The 19,600-nt window shown below is 73.5% G+C and carries 21 protein-coding genes and 1 riboswitch; of the genes, 10 read left to right on the top strand and 11 right to left on the bottom strand.

What is annotated here, in order from left to right:
- Positions 1-64: 64 nt before the first annotated feature.
- Positions 65-1,690, top strand: coding sequence for an FAD-dependent monooxygenase (locus CFP65_RS03545; RefSeq protein WP_104814705.1), 1,626 nt, complete (start codon positions 65-67; stop codon positions 1,688-1,690).
- 39 nt (positions 1,691-1,729) lie between these two features.
- Complete coding sequence (locus tag CFP65_RS03540; RefSeq protein WP_104814704.1) at positions 1,730-2,074, top strand: hypothetical protein; 345 nt, start codon at positions 1,730-1,732, stop codon at positions 2,072-2,074.
- Between the two features lie 70 nt (positions 2,075-2,144).
- Here CFP65_RS03540 and CFP65_RS03535 read toward each other — a convergent pair whose 3' ends face one another.
- Complete coding sequence (locus CFP65_RS03535) at positions 2,145-3,506, bottom strand: erythromycin esterase family protein (protein WP_104814703.1); 1,362 nt, start codon at positions 3,504-3,506, stop codon at positions 2,145-2,147.
- Between the two features lie 150 nt (positions 3,507-3,656).
- Positions 3,657-4,031, bottom strand: coding sequence for a VOC family protein (locus CFP65_RS03530; RefSeq protein WP_104814702.1), 375 nt, complete (start codon positions 4,029-4,031; stop codon positions 3,657-3,659).
- Between the two features lie 51 nt (positions 4,032-4,082).
- On the opposite strand from CFP65_RS03530, the gene CFP65_RS03525 reads away from it, so the two are divergent.
- The gene (locus tag CFP65_RS03525) at positions 4,083-4,775 is read left to right on the top strand and encodes an HAD family phosphatase (RefSeq protein WP_256387261.1); all 693 of its coding nucleotides are present in this window, start codon (positions 4,083-4,085) and stop codon (positions 4,773-4,775) included.
- 107 nt (positions 4,776-4,882) lie between these two features.
- On the opposite strand, the gene CFP65_RS03520 is transcribed toward CFP65_RS03525, so the two are convergent.
- From CFP65_RS03520 to CFP65_RS03510, 3 genes are all read right to left on the bottom strand, one after another.
- Positions 4,883-5,704, bottom strand: a complete 822-nt coding sequence (locus CFP65_RS03520) for a carbohydrate-binding protein (protein WP_104814701.1) — start codon at positions 5,702-5,704, stop codon at positions 4,883-4,885.
- Positions 5,705-5,864: 160 nt separating this feature from the next.
- Complete coding sequence (locus CFP65_RS03515; protein ID WP_104814700.1) at positions 5,865-6,782, bottom strand: helix-turn-helix domain-containing protein; 918 nt, start codon at positions 6,780-6,782, stop codon at positions 5,865-5,867.
- 65 nt (positions 6,783-6,847) lie between these two features.
- Positions 6,848-7,522: an MSMEG_1061 family FMN-dependent PPOX-type flavoprotein gene (locus CFP65_RS03510; RefSeq protein ID WP_254552200.1), complete on the bottom strand. Its 675-nt coding sequence runs from the start codon at positions 7,520-7,522 to the stop codon at positions 6,848-6,850.
- 176 nt (positions 7,523-7,698) lie between these two features.
- Positions 7,699-7,826: riboswitch (FMN riboswitch) on the top strand.
- A 218-nt stretch (positions 7,827-8,044) separates the two neighbouring features.
- On the opposite strand from CFP65_RS03510, the gene CFP65_RS03505 reads away from it, so the two are divergent.
- From CFP65_RS03505 to CFP65_RS03475, 7 genes are all read left to right on the top strand, one after another.
- Positions 8,045-8,734, top strand: a complete 690-nt coding sequence (locus CFP65_RS03505) for a riboflavin synthase (protein ID WP_104814699.1) — start codon at positions 8,045-8,047, stop codon at positions 8,732-8,734.
- On the top strand, positions 8,731-9,378 hold the full coding sequence (locus CFP65_RS03500) for a nicotinamide riboside transporter PnuC (RefSeq protein WP_371682355.1): 648 nt from the start codon (positions 8,731-8,733) through the stop codon (positions 9,376-9,378). The genes CFP65_RS03505 and CFP65_RS03500 overlap by 4 nt, the downstream gene beginning before the upstream one ends.
- The gene (locus tag CFP65_RS03495) at positions 9,375-10,661 is read left to right on the top strand and encodes a bifunctional 3,4-dihydroxy-2-butanone-4-phosphate synthase/GTP cyclohydrolase II (RefSeq protein WP_104814698.1); all 1,287 of its coding nucleotides are present in this window, start codon (positions 9,375-9,377) and stop codon (positions 10,659-10,661) included. The genes CFP65_RS03500 and CFP65_RS03495 overlap by 4 nt, the downstream gene beginning before the upstream one ends.
- A 35-nt stretch (positions 10,662-10,696) precedes the next feature.
- Positions 10,697-11,182 (top strand): 6,7-dimethyl-8-ribityllumazine synthase, encoded by a 486-nt coding sequence (gene ribH / locus CFP65_RS03490; protein ID WP_104814697.1) that lies wholly within the window; start codon positions 10,697-10,699, stop codon positions 11,180-11,182.
- Positions 11,183-11,279: 97 nt separating this feature from the next.
- On the top strand, positions 11,280-11,552 hold the full coding sequence (locus CFP65_RS03485) for a phosphoribosyl-ATP diphosphatase (RefSeq protein WP_104814696.1): 273 nt from the start codon (positions 11,280-11,282) through the stop codon (positions 11,550-11,552).
- 50 nt (positions 11,553-11,602) lie between these two features.
- Positions 11,603-12,451 (top strand): ATP phosphoribosyltransferase, encoded by an 849-nt coding sequence (gene hisG / locus CFP65_RS03480; RefSeq protein WP_104814695.1) that lies wholly within the window; start codon positions 11,603-11,605, stop codon positions 12,449-12,451.
- An 80-nt stretch (positions 12,452-12,531) separates the two neighbouring features.
- Positions 12,532-12,975, top strand: a complete 444-nt coding sequence (locus CFP65_RS03475) for a PH domain-containing protein (protein ID WP_104814694.1) — start codon at positions 12,532-12,534, stop codon at positions 12,973-12,975.
- Positions 12,976-12,978: 3 nt separating this feature from the next.
- Here the strand turns inward: CFP65_RS03475 and CFP65_RS03470 are convergent, their stop codons facing one another.
- From CFP65_RS03470 to CFP65_RS03445, 6 genes are all read right to left on the bottom strand, one after another.
- Positions 12,979-13,383 carry a helix-turn-helix transcriptional regulator gene (locus CFP65_RS03470; RefSeq protein WP_104814693.1) on the bottom strand — a complete coding sequence of 135 codons (405 nt, stop codon included), beginning with the start codon at positions 13,381-13,383 and terminating at the stop codon, positions 12,979-12,981.
- Between the two features lie 32 nt (positions 13,384-13,415).
- Positions 13,416-14,195 carry an NAD(P)-dependent oxidoreductase gene (locus CFP65_RS03465; protein ID WP_174805500.1) on the bottom strand — a complete coding sequence of 260 codons (780 nt, stop codon included), beginning with the start codon at positions 14,193-14,195 and terminating at the stop codon, positions 13,416-13,418.
- 59 nt (positions 14,196-14,254) lie between these two features.
- Entirely contained in the window at positions 14,255-15,367 is a 1,113-nt protein-coding gene (ispG, locus tag CFP65_RS03460; protein WP_104814691.1) for a flavodoxin-dependent (E)-4-hydroxy-3-methylbut-2-enyl-diphosphate synthase, read from the bottom strand.
- Positions 15,368-15,396: 29 nt separating this feature from the next.
- Entirely contained in the window at positions 15,397-17,235 is a 1,839-nt protein-coding gene (locus tag CFP65_RS03455; RefSeq protein WP_104814690.1) for a 1-deoxy-D-xylulose-5-phosphate synthase, read from the bottom strand.
- Complete coding sequence (gene ispH, locus CFP65_RS03450; protein WP_104814689.1) at positions 17,232-18,182, bottom strand: 4-hydroxy-3-methylbut-2-enyl diphosphate reductase; 951 nt, start codon at positions 18,180-18,182, stop codon at positions 17,232-17,234. The genes CFP65_RS03455 and ispH overlap by 4 nt, the downstream gene beginning before the upstream one ends.
- A 150-nt stretch (positions 18,183-18,332) precedes the next feature.
- Entirely contained in the window at positions 18,333-19,391 is a 1,059-nt protein-coding gene (locus tag CFP65_RS03445; RefSeq protein ID WP_104814688.1) for a polyprenyl synthetase family protein, read from the bottom strand.
- Positions 19,392-19,600: the final 209 nt, after the last annotated feature.

The raw sequence follows: 19,600 nt of genomic DNA, 5'->3' as shown, positions 1-19,600 counted from the left end.
GTGGGCGTTCGGCGGCGGTGGCAGGCTGGAACGGCAGGTGGGGGCCCGGTAGCGAGGAGCAGCCATGGGTGACACCGAAGTGCTGGTGGTCGGAGCGGGCCCGGTGGGGCTGACCGCCGCTGCCGAGCTGCGCCGGCACGGGGTCGGGTGCCGGATCGTCGACCGGTTGGCGGCGCCGCAGCCGTACGCCAAGGCCGTCGGCATCCAGCCGCGGACGCTGGAGGTGTGGGAGGGCATGGGGCTGGTGCGGGAGGCATTGGACGAGGCCGTGCCGCTGCTGGGCCAGCTGATGTTCGTGAACGGCGCGCCCGGCCCGCGGACCGACCTCGTGCTGCCGCCCGAGGTGCCGTACCGCTTCGCCGCCCTGCCGCAGTACACGACGGAACGCCTGCTGACCGACCACCTCGCCGGGTTGGGTACTCGGGTCGAGCGCGGCACCGAGCTGGTGGGGCTGACGCAGCAGGACGGTCACGTCCGGGCCGCCCTGGCGACCCCCGAGGGCGCCGAGGAGGTGGTGGCCCGGTACGTGGTGGGCTGCGACGGCGCGCACAGCAAGGTCCGCAAGGCCGTCGGGATCGGCTTCGAGGGCGACGCCTTCCCGGAGCAGTACATGCTGGGGGACGTACGGGTGGACTGGGACCTCCCGGCGGGCTACGCCGTCCGCTCCAGCCGGCGGGGCGCGGACGGCAGTGTCGAGGATCTGCTGATCTGCATCCCGCTGCCGGGCCGGGGCCGGTACCGGATGTCGATGCTCGTACCGCCCGAGCTGGCCGCCGTCCCGTCCGGCGCCGAGGTCGCCCACGGTCTGGAGGGCGGTCGGGCGCCCGAGCTGCACCACATCCAGGCGGTGCTCGACCGGCTCTCCCCGCAGCCCACCACGGCCACCGACCTGCGGTGGGCCTCGGTCTTCCGGATCAGCCACCGGCTGGCGGACCGCTACCGCGAGGGCCGCGTCCTGCTGGCCGGGGACGCCGCCCACATCCACCCGCCCACCGGTGCGCAGGGCATGAACACCGGTGTGCAGGACGCCTGGAACCTGGCCTGGAAGCTCGCCCTGGTGGTGCGCGGCGTGGCCGCCGACACCCTGCTGGACAGCTACCACGCGGAGCGCCACCCGATCGGTGAGGAGGTGGTCGGACGGACCGTCCGCCACGCCCGGCACGGCCTGGAGGCCGACCCGGAGGACCCGGCCACCCTGCTGCTCCGCGAGGCCCAGCTCCTGGTCGACTACCGCACCGGCCCGCTCACCGAGCCGGCCGCCGGCGCTCCTGCTCCCGCTCCCGCTCCCGCGCCGGGCGACCGCGCCCCGGACTGCACCGGGCTCGTACGGCCGCTGGCCGCGTACCCGCTGCGCCTGTTCGACCTGCTGCGCGGCCCGCGCCACACCCTCCTGCTCCACGCGGGTGCGGGCACGCCGGTGGCGGACCTCCGAGCCACCGCCGAGGCGGCCCGGTCGGCGGCGCACGGCCTGCTCGACGTCTACGCCGTGCTCGCCCCCTGCTCCGCACCACAGGGGCTGGACCTGCCGTTCGTCCACGACAGCACGGGAGCATTCCGAACGGCCTACGCGGCCCGGGACGGCGAGGCCATCCTCGTCCGACCGGACTGGTACGTCGGCGCCCGCCTCCCGGTCGAAGCACCCGAACGGCTCGTGGCGCACCTGCGGCGCACCTTCACCGCCGCCGGCTAGCAACGGTCCGGGGGATCGCGGCGTCGTAGGCTGCGGCCCATGCACAGCACACTGACCGAGTACGCCCGATGTGTCTACGGGGACGAGTACCGTCCGACGCCGGAGTGCGGACGGCCGCACTCCGAGCACTTCTTCCTGGAGAAGCTCACCTTCGCCGAGCCGGACGCCATTCTCGCGATGCTGCGCGAGCTCTGTCCCTACCTCGTCGACGGCTACCTTCCCGTGCGGATCCGCAACCTCGCCTACCGGCTGCTCCTCCTCCAGCGGCCGGACGACCCGTCCTTGCTGCGCGATGCGGCCCGGAGCCTGCGGCTGCACGGTCCGGATTGGGACGAGATCGCCGAGGAGCTCCTGAGGAAGGCCGAGGAGCTGGAAATCCGCTGACGGGGGCGGCAGCGGGCTGTCGCCCCGAGTGTTCCGAGGCGTCCGATGCGCGCCCCGTCCAACGGTTCCCCTACGGGGTCGGGGTAGCGGCGTGGATGGTGTGGAGGTGGATGAGGACGTCGTAGGACTCGGCGAGGGCGGTGTGGCCGGGTGGGTAGGGGTACTGGGTGCCGTAGGTGCGGGTGGGGCGGGGAGTGGAGAGCCAGGCCTTCGCGAGGGGTGGGGCGGTGCGGAGGTCCAGGTAGAAGTCGCGGTGGTGGACCTGGTCGAGGGTGTACTCGTTGGTGTCAGGGGCGGGGGGCGGTGCGGTGAACTCCTTCCAGTCACCGCCGATGGCGGTGTCCTTCGAGAGGAGGGAGCCCTGGTGGAAGGTGAAGCCGATCGGGAGGTAGTCGCGGCCCATCGTGTCGGTCAGGAAGGCGCCCTGGGTCTTGGGGTAGAGCTGCGGGTCGCCGGCGGTGCGGCCGACGTGGTCGTCGTGGGCGGAGAGCAGCACCTTGGCGCCGGTGTGCTGCTGCCACCAGGTGACGTTCCGCGCCATCACCTCGTCGCGGAAGCGTTCGAAGGCGGGCAGGGCGGCGGTGTCACCGGGGTCCAGGGAGAGGAAGCTGGTGGTCTCGGCGACGGACCGGGCGTTCTGCCGGGCCCAGGCGGCGGCCTCGCGGTCGGTGGCCCGCAGGCCGGTGACCAGGTCGAGGGCCTGCTGGGCCCGGGCGGCCAGCGAGCGGCGTTCGGCGAGCGGCTTGGTCAGGTAGGCGAGGGCGTCGTCGATCGGACGCAGCCCGGTGTAGAGGGTGTCGAGCGTGGCGCGGGCCTGCGGGTCGACGCCCTGCACGTAGTCGGTGATCCGGGCGAAGAAGGCGTCGTCCAGGGAGGGTGCGCCGAGGTCGTCGCCGAGGAAGTGGACGGTGCGGCCGCGGTGGTGGAGGTTGTACTCCCGCATCCAGGTGATGAGGCTGACGAACTCCTCGCGGTCCCAGGGGGATCCGGCCAGGGCGGCCTTGGCGACGGTGCGGGCGTCGCCGCCCTTGCCGGTCTGCAGGTAGTCGTCGATCCGGAGGCCGGCCGACCAACTGACCTCCAAGGCGAAGGTGGTGAAGCCCTGGTGTTCGACGAGGTCGCGGAAGACCCGCTCCTTCATGGCGAAGAACTCGTGGGACCCGTGGGTGGCCTCGCCCAGCCCGACCACCTTGGCGTCACCGATCGTCGTCCGGAGGGCGCGCAGGTCGGCCGTGCCGCCCCCGGGCTCCGTCGACCGCAGCGGATGGGCGGCCCGGTCAAGGGCGCGGACCACCGCGTCCGTCCCGTGGCCCGCCGGCGCTGCTGCTGCGGGTGTTGCCTGGGCGACGGCGGGGGCGAGGGCCGCCGTGATCGCGAGGACCACCGTGGCCAGGGCCCGGCGGCGGCCTCCGGGGTGGTGATGAGCTGTCATGTGGTCGTCCTCTCCAGCAGGGTGATGTCCGGTGAGATCGAGCATCTCCTGCGAATCGATGGCTTCGCGTTGACACTGGGGAGGAGATGGTGGGTGGGAGCAGAGTACGGCCTGCGGTCGCGTCGGGACCCTGGTCCCGGTCCGGTACGGTCAGCCGGCGGTGACCGGGGTGGGCAGGGTGAGGTTGACGGGGTTGCCGTCCGGGTCCTTGATGTGGGCGACGCGCTGGCCCCAGGGCATTTCGGTGGGGCCGCCGTCGATGGTGCCGCCGAGGGGTTCGACGCGGGCGAGGGTCGCGGTCAGGTCCTCGACGGCGATGCTGAGCAGGATGCGGGGGGCCGCCCCGGGGCCGAGGTCCTCGCGGGCGACCAGGCCGAGATCGGTGTCGCCGATCCGCAGGCCGCGGTAGAAGGCGGGGCCTTCCTCCGGGATGCGGAAGGTCTCGGTGGCGCCGAGGAGTTCGCGGTAGAAGGCGAGCAGGGTGTCGAGGCGGGCGGTGAGGATCACGGGCTGGACGGTGGACATGGCACTCCTGTCGAGAACGGTCGCGTCACCCGGGCAGACGGCCCGGGTACGGTGAATTCATCGGCAGGAACGGCTCAGGGCTTCGACGGAAGGACCAAGGCGCTGAAAAGGTACATACTCTTCGACCACGACGGCGTGTTGGTGGACACCGAATTCTGGTACTTCACGGCCGGTGAACGTGCCTTGGCGGAGGTCGGCGTGACGCTGGACAAGGACCGGTACCTGCGCGACATGGGCCAAGGTCTGGGCACCTGGGAGCAGGCCAGGGCGGCGGGTGTCGACGAGCGGACCATCGAGCGGCAACGCGCGGTGCGGGACGAGTACTACCAGGAGTACCTGCGGACGGAGGCCATCGAGATCGAGGGCGTCCTCGAGGCCCTGGCCGAGCTTTCGCAGTACGTCCGGATGGCCATTGTGACCAGCGCGAAGCGCCGGGACTTCGACCTCATCCATGAGCGGCGGCGGATACGGCCGTTCATGGACTTCGTCCTCGTCCGCGAGGACTACGGCCTCGGCAAGCCGCACCCGGAGCCTTACCTGACCGGCCTGGTGCGCTTGGGGGCCACCAGGGAGGAGACGCTGGTGGTGGAGGATTCGGCCCGGGGGCTGAACTCGGCGGTGGCGGCCGGCATCGACTGCGCCGTCGTGCACAACGAGTTCACGGCGTCGCAGGACTTCTCGCGGGCCGTTCATCGGATCGGGGCCTTGAGCGAGCTGACGGAGATCGTCCGCCGGGCGTCCTGAGGCGGGGTGAGGGTTGAGCACTTTGAGGTGGGCCGCAGGGGTGAGCGCCCGGCCGGCCCCTGCCGTCGACCGGGCGCCCGGCGCCTCCGGGGGAGGGCGGTCGGAGCCTACGACCGCTGCCAGAGGGCCGGCACGTTCGGCGGCTCCCAGCCGACCAGGGCGGTGTGGCCCTGGAGGCAGACGTAGGAGATGCCGGAGTAGGTGACGCGGTCGCCGGCCTTGTAGGTGGTGCCGGCCTTCCAGGTGGTGCCCGGGGAGCCGGTCGGGGTGGCGGTGGGGGTCGGGGTGGGGCTGGGGGAGCCGGGGGTCTGCGGGACGTCCAGGACGAAGTCGAAGGTGCCGACCCGGCCGGGGCCGCTCTGCTGGACGCTCATCACCAGGCGGGCGTCGAAGATGGTGTCGGTGCTGTTGCGCGGCTCGCCGGGGAAGTAGAGCTGGGTGGTGAGGACCGGCCGGCCGGGGGCCTGCAGCTTGACGTGCAGGTGGCGGGTGCGGCCGGGGTAGAGGCCGGGCACGATCGTGGTGAGCCGGAAGGTGCCGCCCGCGTCGGTGAACTGGTGGCCGCGGAAGGTGTAGCCCACGTTGTCGTAGGTGCCACCGTCGTCGGCCTGCCAGAAGTCGAGCAGGACGCCGGAGACGGGCAGGCAGGCCCGGCCGAACACGTAGCCGCTCACCGTCAGCGGGGTGCCGGGGCCGTCGCCGGCCAGCGAGCTGCGCAGCGGGGAGTTGGGCTTGAAGTACGGGCCCTCGGTCTGCTCGATGGTGGGCTCGTCGCCGTCGTCGCACGCGGGGGTGAGGCCGAGGGGCCGGCCGGTGCCGGCCTGCTCGCGGGCCAGTGCGACGCCGCCGCCGATCAGCAGCGGGGCGGCGCCGAGCGCGGCGGCGGCCTTCAGGACGGTCTTGCGGCTGATCATGCCGTCGGGGCTCATGCGCCCTCTCCTTCGGTCCTTCGGGGGTGGGGGAGCGCCGCCGGGCCCAGCGCCCGGGAGGCGGAGGTGGGGACGGCCCTTGCCATGGTGGGGGCATGACAAGGGCCGGACCGGCCACCCGTCTGCGCGCGGGGCGGGTGGCCGATGCCCCGCGGAAAAACTACGGCGCCCCGGGGTCGGCCGCGATGGACGTGATCCGGGGATCGTGGTGATTTCCGTCGACCCGGGCCCGGAACTCACCCGGGGTCATGCCGGTCTCGCGGCGGAAGAAGCGGCAGAAGTAGGCGGGGTCGGCGAAGCCGGCCTCACGGGAGACCTGGCGGACCGTCAGTTCGGTGCCGGCCAGCAGGCGTTTGGCCTCCAGGGTCTGGCGGCGGCGGAGCAGGGCGCCGGGCGGCAGGCCGGTGGCCTGCTTGACCAGGGTCTGGAGGTGGCCGGGGGAGACGCCGAGCAGCTGGGCGCAGGAGGCCACCGAGTGGTGCACCCCGCCGGGCTCGGCGATCAACCGGGTGAAGGCGGCGGCGAGTTCGGCCGCCCGGCCGGTCGGCGGTGGCAGGTCGCCCGGGTCCTCGGCGCGCAGCGCGCGGGCGATCAGGATGTGCAGGCTGGCCCGCAGTACGCCGGGGTAGCCGGCCGGCAGGGTGCGGTACTCCTGCTCCATGTCGGTGAGCAACGCGGCGACGGGGGCGGCCTGTTCGCCAAGGCGCAGGGCCGGCCGGGAGGCCAGGGTGCGCAGCGCCGCCAGGTCCTGGGTGCTGCCGAGCAGGAAGTCCTCGTTGAACAGCACGACGTGGCCGGTGAGCCCGTCCGCGTCCGCCCAGTGGTGCACCTGGCCGGGCGTGATCACGCACAACTGCGGTGGCGCCAGCGGCCGGTGGGCCAGGTCGAGGACGTGGCCGCCCCGGCCGCCGGTGACGTGGGCGATCTCGTAGAAGGAGTGCCGGTGCGGGAAGCCCGCCCGGGAGAGCGGGCCGATCGCGTCGAAGCTGCCGATGGCGAACGGGAGCAGGTGGGGGAGGGGCACCTGCAGCCGGTGCAGCGGCAGGTCGGGTGTGGGGGTGGTCCGTTGCGCGTCCATCGCAGCAGTCTGCTGACTGCGGCCGGAGTGGTCCAGACCACCCGAAACCGGGCCCGACGGGCCCGCTACTCGTAGCGGTAGAGGATCGAGTCCCGCTCGTCCTGCTCGATCATCTCCACCGTGATGGCCGGGTCGGCCAGGTGCGCGGCGGTGACCTGGGCCGAGCTGGGCGCGTCGGTCAGGTCGGGCCACTTCTCCGGCTTCCAGGCGCCCGAGCGCAGGAAGGCCTTGGGGCAGTGGCCGTAGACCTCCTCCACCTTTACCACGATCGCGCTGCGCGGCGGCTTGCCCACGTTGACCAGGCCGGCCAGCAGCTCCGGGTCGGTGGAGACCAGGGCGCGGCCGTTGACCCGCAGGGTGGTGTCGCGGCCGGGTATCAGGAAGAGCAGGCCGACCCGGCCGGTCTCCACGATGTTGTGCAGCGAGTCGAGGCGCTTGTTGCCGGTGGCGTCCGGGACGGCCAGGGTGTAGGGGTCGAGCACGCTGACCAGCCCGGCCGGGCCGCCGCGCGGGGAGACGTCGCAGCGGCCGTCCGCGCCGGCGCTGGCGATCATCACCAGCGGGGAGTGGGCGATCAGCCGACGGGCGGTGTCGTTGATGTGGTCGACCTGCTTGCGGACGGCGTTGTCGCCCGGGTGCTCGTAGGTGTCGCGGAGCTCGGCGACGGTGCGGACGGCGGCCTCGCTCAGCGAGTCGAAGAGGCGGCCTGGGGCGTCGATCTGACGAGGTGCTGTGGTCACGTCCCGGCAATCTAGTCGAGCCCGGGCCGCCTGGGAACGGAGTTTGTGCAGGTCGTTCGGGTACCCCGCCCGGTATTCCCGCTGGGCCCGTGCGCCGGAGTGAACCAGGACACAGGATCACCCCTCCCGGTAGCCCCCGGTGGCGTGGCATGATGACGGCAGTAGCAGTGACGTTCAGCGCACTCCGGGGTCGGTGAAAATCCGAACCGGCGGTTACAGTCCGCGACCCGTCCGCAGCCAGCGGCCGGTTGACCAGGTGAAATTCCTGGACCGACGGTTAAAGTCCGGATGGGAGGCGTGCGCGGGCGGTTCAGCGGTATCCACGGCTCCCCGGAGCCCGTGGCGCAGGTGTACGTGGCAGTGGGAGAGCTCTCTTTGCCGGTCGGGCCCCGTGAAAAGGGCGCTCCGTCCCCGGTCGAGGGCGTTGCCCCACCGGTGCGTACCTCTTCGTCCTCTCGCTGGCCGTGCTCTCTTCCCAGGCCACACCCCGGAGTCCGCGCCCCAAGCGCGAGGAGAACCCGGGTGTTCACCGGCATCATCGAAGAGCTCGGCGAGGTCGTCTCCATCGAGGAGATCGGCGAGTCTTCCCGTATTCGTCTGCGTGGCCCCCTGGTCAGCTCGGACGCCCGGCACGGCGACTCCATCGCGGTCAACGGCGTCTGCCTCACCGTGCTCGACAGCACCGACGAACTGGCTGACGGCAAGGGCGAGTTCACTGCCGACGTGATGGCCGAGACGCTCAACCGGTCCAGCCTCGGCGCGCTCGGCGTCGGCTCCCGGGTCAACCTGGAGCGGGCCATGGCGCTCGGCGCCCGGCTCGGCGGCCACCTCGTGCAGGGCCACGTGGACGCCACCGGCACCCTGCTCGGCCGGGCCCCCGGCGACCTGGACGCGGCGGGCAAGCCGCGCTGGGAGGTGCTGCGGTTCTCGCTGCCGCCGAGCATCAGCCGCTACCTGGTCGAGAAGGGCTCGATCACCGTGGACGGCGTCAGCCTGACCGTGGTGGACGCCGCCGCCGACAGCTTCTCGGTGAGCCTCATCCCTGCCACCCTCGCCCTCACCACGCTCGGCGCCAAGCAGCTCGGCGACCCGGTCAACCTGGAGGTCGACGTGCTGGCCAAGTACGTGGAGCGCCTGCTGGCCGCCGGCACCATCCCCGCCGAGATCGCCCAGCCCACCCCGGCCGAGGCGGCCCAGGGCGGTGCCCAGTGAGCTGGCTGACCGGGATAGCCTTCACCGCCTTCGGCGAGCCGGTGAAGTGGGCCGACATGATCGGCAACCTGCTGGGCCTGGCCGCCCTCGCGCTCGGCTGGCGCCGCTCGGTGATCAGCTGGCCGGTCCAGCTGCTCTCCGGCGCGGTGCTGATCTCCGCGTACCTCGGCGGGCACGTGCCCGGCCTGATCGGCAAGCAGCTGATCGTGATCGCCACCGCCCTCTGGGGCTGGAGCCGCTGGCGCCGGAGCCAGAAGGCGAGCGGTGAGATCGCGGTGCGGTTCGCCTCCTGGAAGGAGCGCGGGCTGCTGGTGGCCGCCACGGGCCTGGGCACCGTCGCGCTGGCCGAGCTCTTCCAGGCCTACCCCCAGCTCTCCTGGAGCCCCTGGGCCGACGCGTACATCTTCGTCGGCACGCTGGCCGCGATGTTCGCCCAGGGCCGCGGCTGGGTGGAGTTCTGGTTCGCCTGGATCGCCGTCGACGTGGTGGGCGTCCCGCTCGCCTTCGACAGCGGCTACACCTTCTCCGGCCTCACCTACGCCGTCTACTTCGTCCTCGTGCTGCTCGGGATGCGCGCCTGGTACCTGCGCACCCGCACCCCTCGTCCCGCGACCGACACCGTCCTGCAGGGAGCCTCGGCATGACCATCCAGCCTGTTCACGAGATCCACGAGGGCTTCCCCGGCGACGCGCTGGCCCTCGACCCGGTCGAGCACGCCATCACCGACATCGCGCTCGGCCGCCCGGTGATCGTCGTCGACGACGAGGACCGCGAGAACGAGGGCGACATCGTCTTCGCCGCCTCGGCCGCGACCCCGGAGCTGATGGCCTTCACCATCCGCTACTCCTCCGGCGTGATCTGCGTGCCGATGACCGGCGAGGAGCTGGACCGCCTCAAGCTGCCCCCGATGACCCAGGTCAACGAGGACCGCAAGGGCACCGCCTACGCCGTCTCGGTGGACGCCCGCGAGGGCGTGGACACCGGCATCTCGGCCGCCGACCGGGCCCGCACCGTGCGGCTGCTGGCCACCGAGGCCACCGAGCCGACCGACCTGACCCGCCCGGGCCACGTCTTCCCGCTGCGCGCCGTCGAGGGCGGCGTGCTGGTGCGCCCCGGCCACACCGAGGCCGCCGTGGACCTGGCCCGCCTGGCCGGGCTGGCCCCGGCCGGCGCGATCGCCGAGGTGGTCAACGACGACGGCACCATGGCCCGGCTGCCCGAGCTGGTCGCCTTCGCCCGCGAGCACGGCCTGGCGATCATCTCGATCGAGGACCTGATCGCCTACCGCCGCCGCACCGAGCTGCACGTCACCCGCGCCGCCACCACCGCCCTGCCCACCGCCCACGGCGAGTTCACCGCCGTCGGTTACAAGGGCACCATCGACGGGGTCGAGCACCTCGCGCTGGTGGCCGGCGGCCTGGACGAGGACGGCAAGCTGCCGGTCGGCGAGGACGTGCTGGTGCGGGTGCACTCCGAGTGCCTGACCGGCGACGTGTTCGGCTCGCTGCGCTGCGACTGCGGCCCGCAGCTGCAGGCCTCGCTGGCCGAGGTGGCCGCCGCCGGCCGCGGCGTGGTGCTCTACCTGCGCGGCCACGAGGGACGCGGCATCGGCCTGGCCCACAAGCTGCGCGCCTACGAGCTCCAGGAGCGCGGACGTGACACCGTCGACGCCAACCTCGAGCTCGGCCTGCCCGCCGACGCCCGCGACTACAGCATCGGCGCGCAGATGCTCACCGACCTGGGCGTCCGCTCGCTGACCCTGCTGACCAACAACCCGGACAAGCTCGCCGCGCTCACCGAGCACGGCCTGGTCGTCCAGGCCCGCCGCCCGGTGGCCGTCGAGCCCGGCGAGCACAACGCGGCGTACCTGCGCACCAAGCGCGACCGGATGGGCCACGAGCTGCCCTGGCTCGACAACAACTCCTGAACTCCCCGTACGTACGACCGAGAGGAACCACCGACGTGAGCGGCCACGGAGCCCCCGAGCTGACCGTCAAGAACTGCGCCGACCTGCGGGTGGCGATCGTCGCCGCGCAGTGGCACACCCAGGTGATGGACGGCCTGCTGGACGGCGCGCACCGCGCCTGCAAGGAGCTCGGCATCGACGAGCCCACCGTCGTCCGGGTGCCGGGCACCTTCGAGCTGCCGGTGGCCGCCAAGGTGCTGGCCTCGCGCGGCTACGACGCCGTGGTGGCGCTGGGCGTGGTCATCCGGGGCGGCACCCCGCACTTCGACTACGTCTGCCAGGGCGCCACCCTGGGCCTGACCGAGGTCACCGTGGCCACCGGCGTGCCGGTCGGCTTCGGCGTGCTGACCTGCGACAACGAGCAGCAGGCGCTGGACCGGGCCGGCCTGCCCGGCTCGGCCGAGGACAAGGGCCACGAGGCGCTCACCGCCGCCGTGGCCACCGCCGTCACACTGCGCGACCTCTTCCACCCGGGGCGCTGAGCGCGGGGGCCGCGTACCGGGCGGCTGTCCAGCGGACTGTCCACGGCCTGGAATCGTTTACCGCGCGTCAGCCGGTACCCCGTAAGGTGAGCACATCATGGCTTCGAAGACATTCGAGGAGCTGTTCACCGAGCTCCAGCAGAAGGCCGCCACCGGCGACCCCTCGTCCTCCCGTACCGCGCAGCTCGTCCAGCAGGGCGTCCATGCGATCGGCAAGAAGGTCGTCGAGGAGGCCGCCGAGGTCTGGATGGCCGCCGAGTACCAGTCCGACGCCGAGACGGCGGAGGAGATCTCCCAGCTCCTGTACCACCTTCAGGTGATGATGATCGCCCGCGGGCTGACGCTGGACGACGTCTACTCCCACCTCTGAGCCCGGCCCCCGTTCTCATGACAATCCCAACCGTGAAGGGTTCCACACGCATGCTGCGCATCGCCGTCCCCAACAAGGGTTCGCTCTCGGGTCCCGCGGCGGAGATGCTCCATGAGGCCGGCTACCGCCAGCGCAAGGACCCCAAGGAACTGGTGCTGGTCGACCCGGAGAACCAGGTCGAGTTCTTCTTCCTCCGCCCGCGCGACATCGCGGTCTACGTCGGCTCGGGCCGGCTGGACATCGGCATCACCGGCCGCGACCTGCTGCTCGACTCCGCCTCGGACGCCGAGGAGGTGCTCGCGCTCGGCTTCGGCGGCTCGACCTTCCGGTTCGCCCGGCCGCTCGGCAAGGAGGTGGCGGACGTGCAGGGCCTGGAGGGCCTGCGGATCGCCACCTCGTACACCGGGCTGGTCGAGCAGCACCTGGCCGAGCACGGCGTCAAGGCCACGGTGACCAAGCTGGACGGGGCGGTCGAGACCGCCGTGCAGCTCGGCGTGGCCGATGTGATCGCCGACGTGGTGGAGACCGGCACCAGCCTGCGCAACGCCGGCCTGGAGATCTTCGGCGAGCCGATCCTGGTCTCCGACGCCGTGGTCATCCGGCCCAAGGGCGCCGGCGAGGACCCGGCGGTGGAGGGCTTCCTGCGCCGCCTGCAGGGCGTGCTGGTGGCCCGCCGCTACGTGCTGATGGACTACGACATCCGGGCCGAGAACGTGAGCGCCGCCGTGGCGCTGACCCCCGGCCTGGAGTCGCCGACCGTCTCCCCGCTGCACACCGAGGGCTGGGTCGCCGTCCGCTCGATGGTACTCCGCAAGGAGGCGCAGCGGATCATGGACGACCTGTGGGGCATCGGCGCCCGGGCCATCCTGGTCACCAACATCCACGCCTGCCGCCTCTGACCGTCTTGCCCGCTGTCGAACCACCCCGCCCGGACCGGCCGCCGCCGGTCCGGGCTCGCGTACGTCTGGAGCCACCCGCTGTGTCCGCACCCCTCGCCACCGAGGTCAGCCTGCCCGTCACCTGGGCCCCGCGCCGCAACCGGGTGGTGCTCTACACCCTGTGCGGGCTGCTGATCACCGTGCTCTCGGTGGTCGCCTTCGCGCTGCCGGAGAACTGGCAGCTCAACGACCGGCTGGCGATGGTGGCCAGCGGGCTGATATTCGCCGCAGTGGGCTGGATGCTGGCCCGGCCGAAGGTGGTGGCCGACGCCGAGGGCGTCACGGTGGTCAACTTCGTCCGCACCCGCCGGCTGGCCTGGGCGGAGATCGTGCACGTCAACTTCCGCCAGGGCGACCCCTGGGTGGTGCTCGACCTGGCCGACGGCACCGCGCTGGCGGCCGTCGGGATCCAGACCGGCGGCGGCCGCGACCAGGCCATCGCGGCGGCCCGCGCCCTCAAGCAGCTGGTGGACGCACCGCGGTAATCCTTAGGTGGCCTGATGGCCCTTGACCGGGCGGGTGTGGACCTTGGCGACGCAGGCCGGGACGGGTGCGGCCTCGCCGTGGTCACGGGCGCGGTAGGCGCTCGGGGTCTCGCCGACCAGCTCGGTGAAGCGGGCGCTGAACGAGCCGAGCGAGGTGCAGCCCACCGCCATGCAGACCTCGGTGACCGAGAGGTCGCCGCGGCGCAGCAGCGCCTTGGCCCGCTCGATCCGCCGGGTCATCAGGTAGGAGTAGGGCGTCTCGCCGTAGGCGGCCCGGAAGCTGCGGGAGAAGTGGCCCGGCGACATCAGCGCCGTGCCCGCCAGCGCGGCCACGTCCAGCGGCTCCGCGTACTCGCGGTCCATCCGGTCGCGGGCCTGGCGCAGCCGGCGCAGGTCGGAGAGGTCCATGGGTGCCACCGTACCGGCCGGGGCCGACAGTCCTAGAGGTACGGCAGGGTGAAGGCCGGCTCGGCGAAGGCGCCGCCCTGCAGGCCGTTGCCCGGGGGCTCCTCGGGGAGGGTGGCCAGGTGGGCCTCGGCGTCGTCCAGCGGGGTGTAGCCGAGCTCGGCCGGGAGCTCCCAGTGGCGGCGGGTGTTGGCGGAGACGGCGTACGCGGCGGTGAAGCCGACCCCGGGGGTGGTGAGGGCGGCCCGGACGTAGCCGAGGCAGTCGCGCGGGCTGAGCCAGGTGGCCAGGTGGCGCCGCTCCAGCGGGCGGTCCTCGTAGCTGCCGATCCGCAGGCAGACCACCGAGAGGCCGAACTTGTCGGCGTAGAGCCGGCCGAGCGCCTCCAGGGCCACCTTGCTCACCCCGTACAGGCCGTCCGGGCGCGGCGGGTCGGCCGGGCCGACGGTCTTCGCGGTGGGGTAGCAGCCGGTCAGCCGGTTGCTGCTGGCCAGCACCACCCGGCGCAGGCCGTGCTTGCGGGCACCCTCCAGGACGTGGTGGGTGCCCAGCACGTTGGCCTGGAGGAGGTCGGGCAGGGGGGCCTCGTCCGGGACGCCGCCCAGGTGCAGGACGGCCTCCGCCCCGGCCAGGGCCTCGGCCACCGCGGCGGCGTCCAGCAGGTCCAACTGCCGGACCTCCTCGGAAGGGTGATCGGCCGTCAGCGGGGCCCGGTCGACCAGCACCAGCTGCTCGACGCTGCCGCGCAGCCCGGCCCGCACCGCCGTCCCGATCCGCCCCGCCGCACCGGTGACCACCACTCGTCCGAGATCCATGGGGTCACTCTGCCGCACCCGGGCCGGGTCCGTCACCCGCAGGAGGGGCCCTCGGCGGGTCACTCCTCGGGCGGGGTCTGCTCGGCCAGCCGCAGTGCCTCCTCCACCAGGGCCTCCACGATGCGGTGTTCGGGCACGGTGCGGACCACCTCGCCCTTGACGAAGATCTGGCCCTTGCCGTTGCCGGAGGAGACCCCGAGGTCGGCCTCGCGGGATTCGCCGGGGCCGTTGACCACGCAGCCCATCACGGCCACCCGCAGCGGCACCGGGAAGCCCTCGAAGGCGGCCTCGACCTGGGTGGCCAGGCGATGGATGTCGACCTGGAGTCGGCCGCAGCCCGGGCAGGAGACGATCTCCAGCCGGCGCGGGCGCAGCCCGAGCGACTGGAGGATGTGCGCGCCCGCCTTGACCTGCTCCACCGGCGGGGCGGAGAGCGAGACCCGGATGGTGTCGCCGATGCCCTCGGCCAGCAGGATGCCGAAGGCCACGGCCGATTTGATCGCGCCCTGGAAGGCCGGGCCGGCCTCGGTGACGCCCAGGTGGAGCGGGTAGTCGCAAGCCGCGGCGAGCTGCCGGTAGGCGGCGATCATCACCAGCGGGTCGTGGTGCTTGACGGCGATCTTGAGGTCGCGGAAGCCGTGCTCCTCGAAGAGCGAGCACTCCCAGAGCGCCGACTCCACCAGCGCCTCGGGGGTGGCCCGGCCGTACTTGGCGAGCAGCCGGCGGTCCAGTGAGCCCGCGTTGACACCGATCCGGATCGGCACCCCGGCCGCCGAGGCGGCCTTGGCGATCTCGCGGACCTTGTCGTCGAAGGCCTTGATGTTGCCCGGGTTGACCCGGACGGCCGCGCAGCCGGCGTCGATGGCCGCGAAGACGTACCGGGGTTGGAAGTGGATGTCGGCGATCACCGGGATCGGCGACTTGCGGGTGATCTCGGGCAGCGCCTCGGCGTCGTCCTGGGAGGGCACCGCGACCCGGACGATCTCGCAGCCCGCCGCGGTGACCTCGGCGATCTGCTGGAGGGTGGCGTCCACGTCGGCGGTCACCGTGGTGGTCATGGTCTGCACCGAGATCGGCGCGCCGCCCCCGACCGGCACCGAGCCGACCTGGATCCGGCGGCTGGGGCGGCGGGCGGGGCGGGGCGGGGCGAGGTCGAGGGGCGTCGCGGTCATGGTGACTCCGGAGGTTCCAGGGGGTGGGGTCAGCTCTGGTACGGGGCGGGGTAGCCCGCTCGGGCGCAGAGCACCGAGTGCACGATGCCCTTGGCGGTGAGCCCGGCGGCGGCCAACAGCTCGGCGCGGGTGCCGTGTTGCAGGAAGCGGCCGGGCAGGCCGAGCGGCACGAGCGGGGTGGTGACGGCGCCGTCGGCCAGTGCGCGGGCCAGCGCCGCGCCCACCCCGCCGCTGCGGATGCCGTCCTCCACGGTGACCACCAGCCGGTGCCGGGCCGCCAGGCTGACCAGCTCGCGCGGCACCGGCAGCACCCAGCGCGGATCGGCCACCGTGACGCCGATGCCCGTGCCGGCCAGGTAGCGGGCTGCCTCCAGGCACTCCGCGGCCAGCGGACCGACCGCCACCAGCAGCACCTCCGGCCCGGCGGAGCGGTGCAGCACCTCCACCGGCCCGGTCCGGTCCAGGGCGGGCAGGTCGGGCCCGACGGCCGACTTGGGGAAGCGCAGCGCCGTCGGCCCCTCGTGGTGGTGGGTGACGGCCTCGGTGAGCAGGGTGCGCAGACCGGCCGGGTCGCGCGGGGCGGCCAGCCGCAGGCCGGGCACGCTGGCCAGCAGCGAGACGTCCCACATGCCGTGGTGGCTCGGCCCGTCCGGGCCGGTGATGCCGGCCCGGTCGAGCACCAGGGTGACCGGGAGGCGGTGCAGGGCCACGTCCATCAGCAGCTGGTCGTAGGCCCGGTTGAGGAAGGTGGAGTACACCGCCACCACCGGCCGCAGCCCGGCCCGGGCCAGCCCGGCCGCCCCGGCCACCGCGTGCTGCTCGGCGATGCCCACGTCGAAGCAGCGCTCCGGGTACCGCTCGCCGAACCTGGCGAGCCCGGTGGGCCCGGGCATCGCGGCCGTGATGGCCACCAACTCCTGGTGCCGCTCGCCGAGTTCGGCCAGCTCCTCGGCGAACACGTCGGTCCAGGTGAGGGCGGTGGCCGGCTGCGCGGGCCGCCCGGTGCCGGGGTCGATCACGCCGACGGCGTGCATCTTCTCCGCCTCGTCGGCCTCGGCGTGCGGGTAGCCCTTGCCCTTGACGGTGACGGCGTGCACCACCACCGGCCGGCCGAGCGCCTTGGCCTGACCGAGCATCAACTCCAGTGCGGGCAGGTCGTGTCCGTCCACCGGGCCGAGGTAGTGCAGCCCCAGCCGTTCGAACAGGTTGGGGCCGTCGGCAGCCCCGGTGCGGAGCCCGGCCAGGTGGGCGGCGACCGCCCCGGCGGTGGGGGCGTAGGACCGCCCGTTGTCGTTCAGCAGCACGACCACCCGGCGGTGCGGCGCGGCCCCGAGGTTGTTCAGCGCCTCGTAGGCCATGCCGCCGGTCAGCGCGCCGTCGCCCACCAGTGCGACCACGGCCCGGTCCCGCTGCCCCGTCAGGTGGTACCCCTCGGCCAGCCCGTCGGCGTGGGCCAGCGCGCTGGAGGCGTGGCTGTTCTCGATCACGTCGTGCGCCGACTCGGCCGCGCACGGGTAGCCCGACAGGCCGCCGGAGCGGCGCAGCTCGCCGAACTCGCACTGACGGCCCGTCAGCATCTTGTGCACGTAGGCTTGGTGGCCGGTGTCGAAGAGCAGGGTGTCGTGCGGGGAGTGGAACACCCGGTGCAGGGCGATGGTCAGCTCGACCACCCCGAGGTTCGGGCCGAGGTGACCGCCGGCCGCGCTGACCCGGGCGATCAGCGCCGCGCGCAGCTCGGCCGCCAGCTCCGGCAGCAGCTCGGCGGGCAGCGCCCGCAGCTGCTCGGGGCCGGTGAGCCCGGCCAGCAGGCCGGGCGCCGAGTCGGCCGGGTCGGCCGGGGCGGGGCGGTGGGTGGTGGGGGCTGTCATGGGTGGTCCCTTACCGGTGCGGGTGGGGCGAAGACGACGGACTCGACCGTGGTGGTGTGCTCCTCGAGCGTGACCGGGCCGAGCCGGCGCAGCGCCTCGACCACCTCGGTCACCAGTGCCGGGGGCGCGGAGGCCCCGGCCGAGAGGCCGACGGTGCGCACGCCGGTGAGCCAGGCGGGGTCGATCGCGCCGGCGTCCTCGACCAGGTGGGCCGGGACGCCGTGCCGGCGGGCCACCTCCACCATCCGGACGGAATTGGAGGAGTTGGCCGAGCCGACCACCAGCACCAGCTCGGCCCGCTCGGCCACCGCCTCCACGGCCAGCTGGCGGTTGGTGGTGGCGTAGCAGATGTCCGCCCCGGCCGGCCCCTGGAGCAGCGGGAAGCGCTCGCGCAACGCCCCGACCACCTCCTCGGTCTCGTCCAGGGCGAGGGTGGTCTGGGTCAGGTACGAGACCCGGGCCTCGTCCGGCACCGTCAGGGCGCGGGCCTCCTCGGCGGTGGCGACCAGCAGGGCCTGCTCCGGGGCCTCGCCGAGGGTGCCCTCGATCTCCTCGTGCCCGGCGTGCCCGATCAGCACCACGGTGTCACCCCGGGCAGCGAAACGTTTCGCTTCGGAGTGCACCTTCGTCACCAGGGGGCAGGTCGCGTCCACCACGGTCAGCGACTTGGCCGCCGCCTGGGCCCGGACCTCCGGCGAGACGCCGTGCGCCGAGAAGATCACGGTGGCGCCCTCGGGCACCTCGGTCAGCTCCTCGACGAAGACGGTGCCCCGGGCGGCCAGGTCGGCCACCACGTGGGTGTTGTGCACGATCTGCTTGCGGACGTAGACGGGCGCGGCGCGGCCGGGTGCGTCCAGCAGGCGCTCGACGGCGTCGATGGCGCGCTCGACCCCCGCGCAGAAGGAGCGGGGCGCGGCGAGCAGGCCGGTCCTGGGGTGGGCGGGCATGCGGGGGCCTCCGGCGGTCGTGTGGTGCGGTGTGGTGTGGGGCAGCGGCGTGGAGTGCGGGTCGGGGCGGTTCAAGGCGGCGCGGATGCGACTCGGCGCGGGTGGATGCGCGGTGGCGGTGGGGCGCGGCGGCGCGTGCGGTGGGGCGGCTCAGAGGGTGCGGCCGGCGATCGAGGCGGCGAGGTCGCGCAGGGCGGCGGTGTCGGCCGTGGCGGGCAGGCCGTGGTCGAGCAGGGCGAGGGCGGAGACGGTGTAGTGCCGGGCCTGCTCCACGGCCCAGGCCCGGCCGCCCGCGAGCTCCACCAGCTCGGTGGTGCGGGTCAGCCCGGCCTGGTCGAGCGGCTCCGCCGAGGCGTAGCGGGCCCGCAGTTCGCGCCCCGCCGGGCCCGGCTCGTGGAGCGCGGCCACCACCGGGAGGGACTTCTTGCGCACCAGCAGGTCGGCCCCCACCGGCTTGCCGGTGACCGCCGGATCACCCCAGATGCCCAGCAGGTCGTCGGTCAGCTGGAAGACCATGCCCAGCCGGCGCCCGAAGGCGTCCATCGCGCGGACCACCCCGTCGGGCGCCCCCGCCGCGAGCGCGCCCAGCGCGCAGGAGAGCCCGAGCAGCGCGCCGGTCTTGCCCTCCGCCATGCCCAGGCACTCGGCCAGCTCCACGTCCGTGCGGGTCTCGAACTCGCAGTCCAGGTGCTGCGCCTCGCACAGCTCGGTGACGCACCGGCCCATCCGGCGCAGCGCCTCGCCGAGCGCGCGCGGGTGGCGTTCGAAGCCGTACTCGCCGGTGGCGAGCAGCTGGGAGGCGAGGGCCAGCATCGCGTCCCCGGCCAGGATCGCGTCGGCGGTGCCGTACACCTTCCAGGCGGTGGCCCGGTGCCGGCGGGTCTCGTCCCGGTCGAGCACGTCGTCGTGCAGCAGCGAGAAGTTGTGCACCAGCTCGGCCACCGCCCCGGCCGGGACGGCCGCGCTCCGGTGGCCGCCGGCCGCCTCGGCCGCCGCCAGCGCGAGGGCGGGCCGCAGCGCCTTGCCGGAGGCACCGGAGGCGGGCCGCCCGTCCGCCTCCCACCAGCCGAGCTGGTAGCCGCAGACCAGCCGCATGGCGGGCGGGAGCTGCTGGAAGCTCCGGCGCAGCAGGGCGTCCACGATGCCGCGGGCCTGCGCGAGCAGCAGGTCGGTCCGGCGTGCGCCGGGGGAGGTTTCGGTGACCGTCATGGCCTTCTGGCCCTCTCCTGTGTCGAACTCGCGCGCGCCGTTCGCGCGCGCCGGTGGTGCGGGTACGACCAGCCGTGGGGTGGCGGCGGCTGCCGGGCGCGACCGGGGGACACCCGGGCGTACCCGGGGCGCACACCGCTGGGCACGCACCCGGAGGCTCTTGCCACGGTCATGACCGGGCGGCCACAGTTCCAAGTACGCCCGCCGGG

The sequence above is a fragment of the Kitasatospora sp. MMS16-BH015 genome (assembly GCF_002943525.1).
In the GTDB taxonomy this organism is placed as follows: Bacteria; Actinomycetota; Actinomycetes; order Streptomycetales; family Streptomycetaceae; genus Kitasatospora.
Note: the sequence above shows the minus strand (reverse complement) of the source record. Positions and strands in the feature narration are given on the sequence as shown.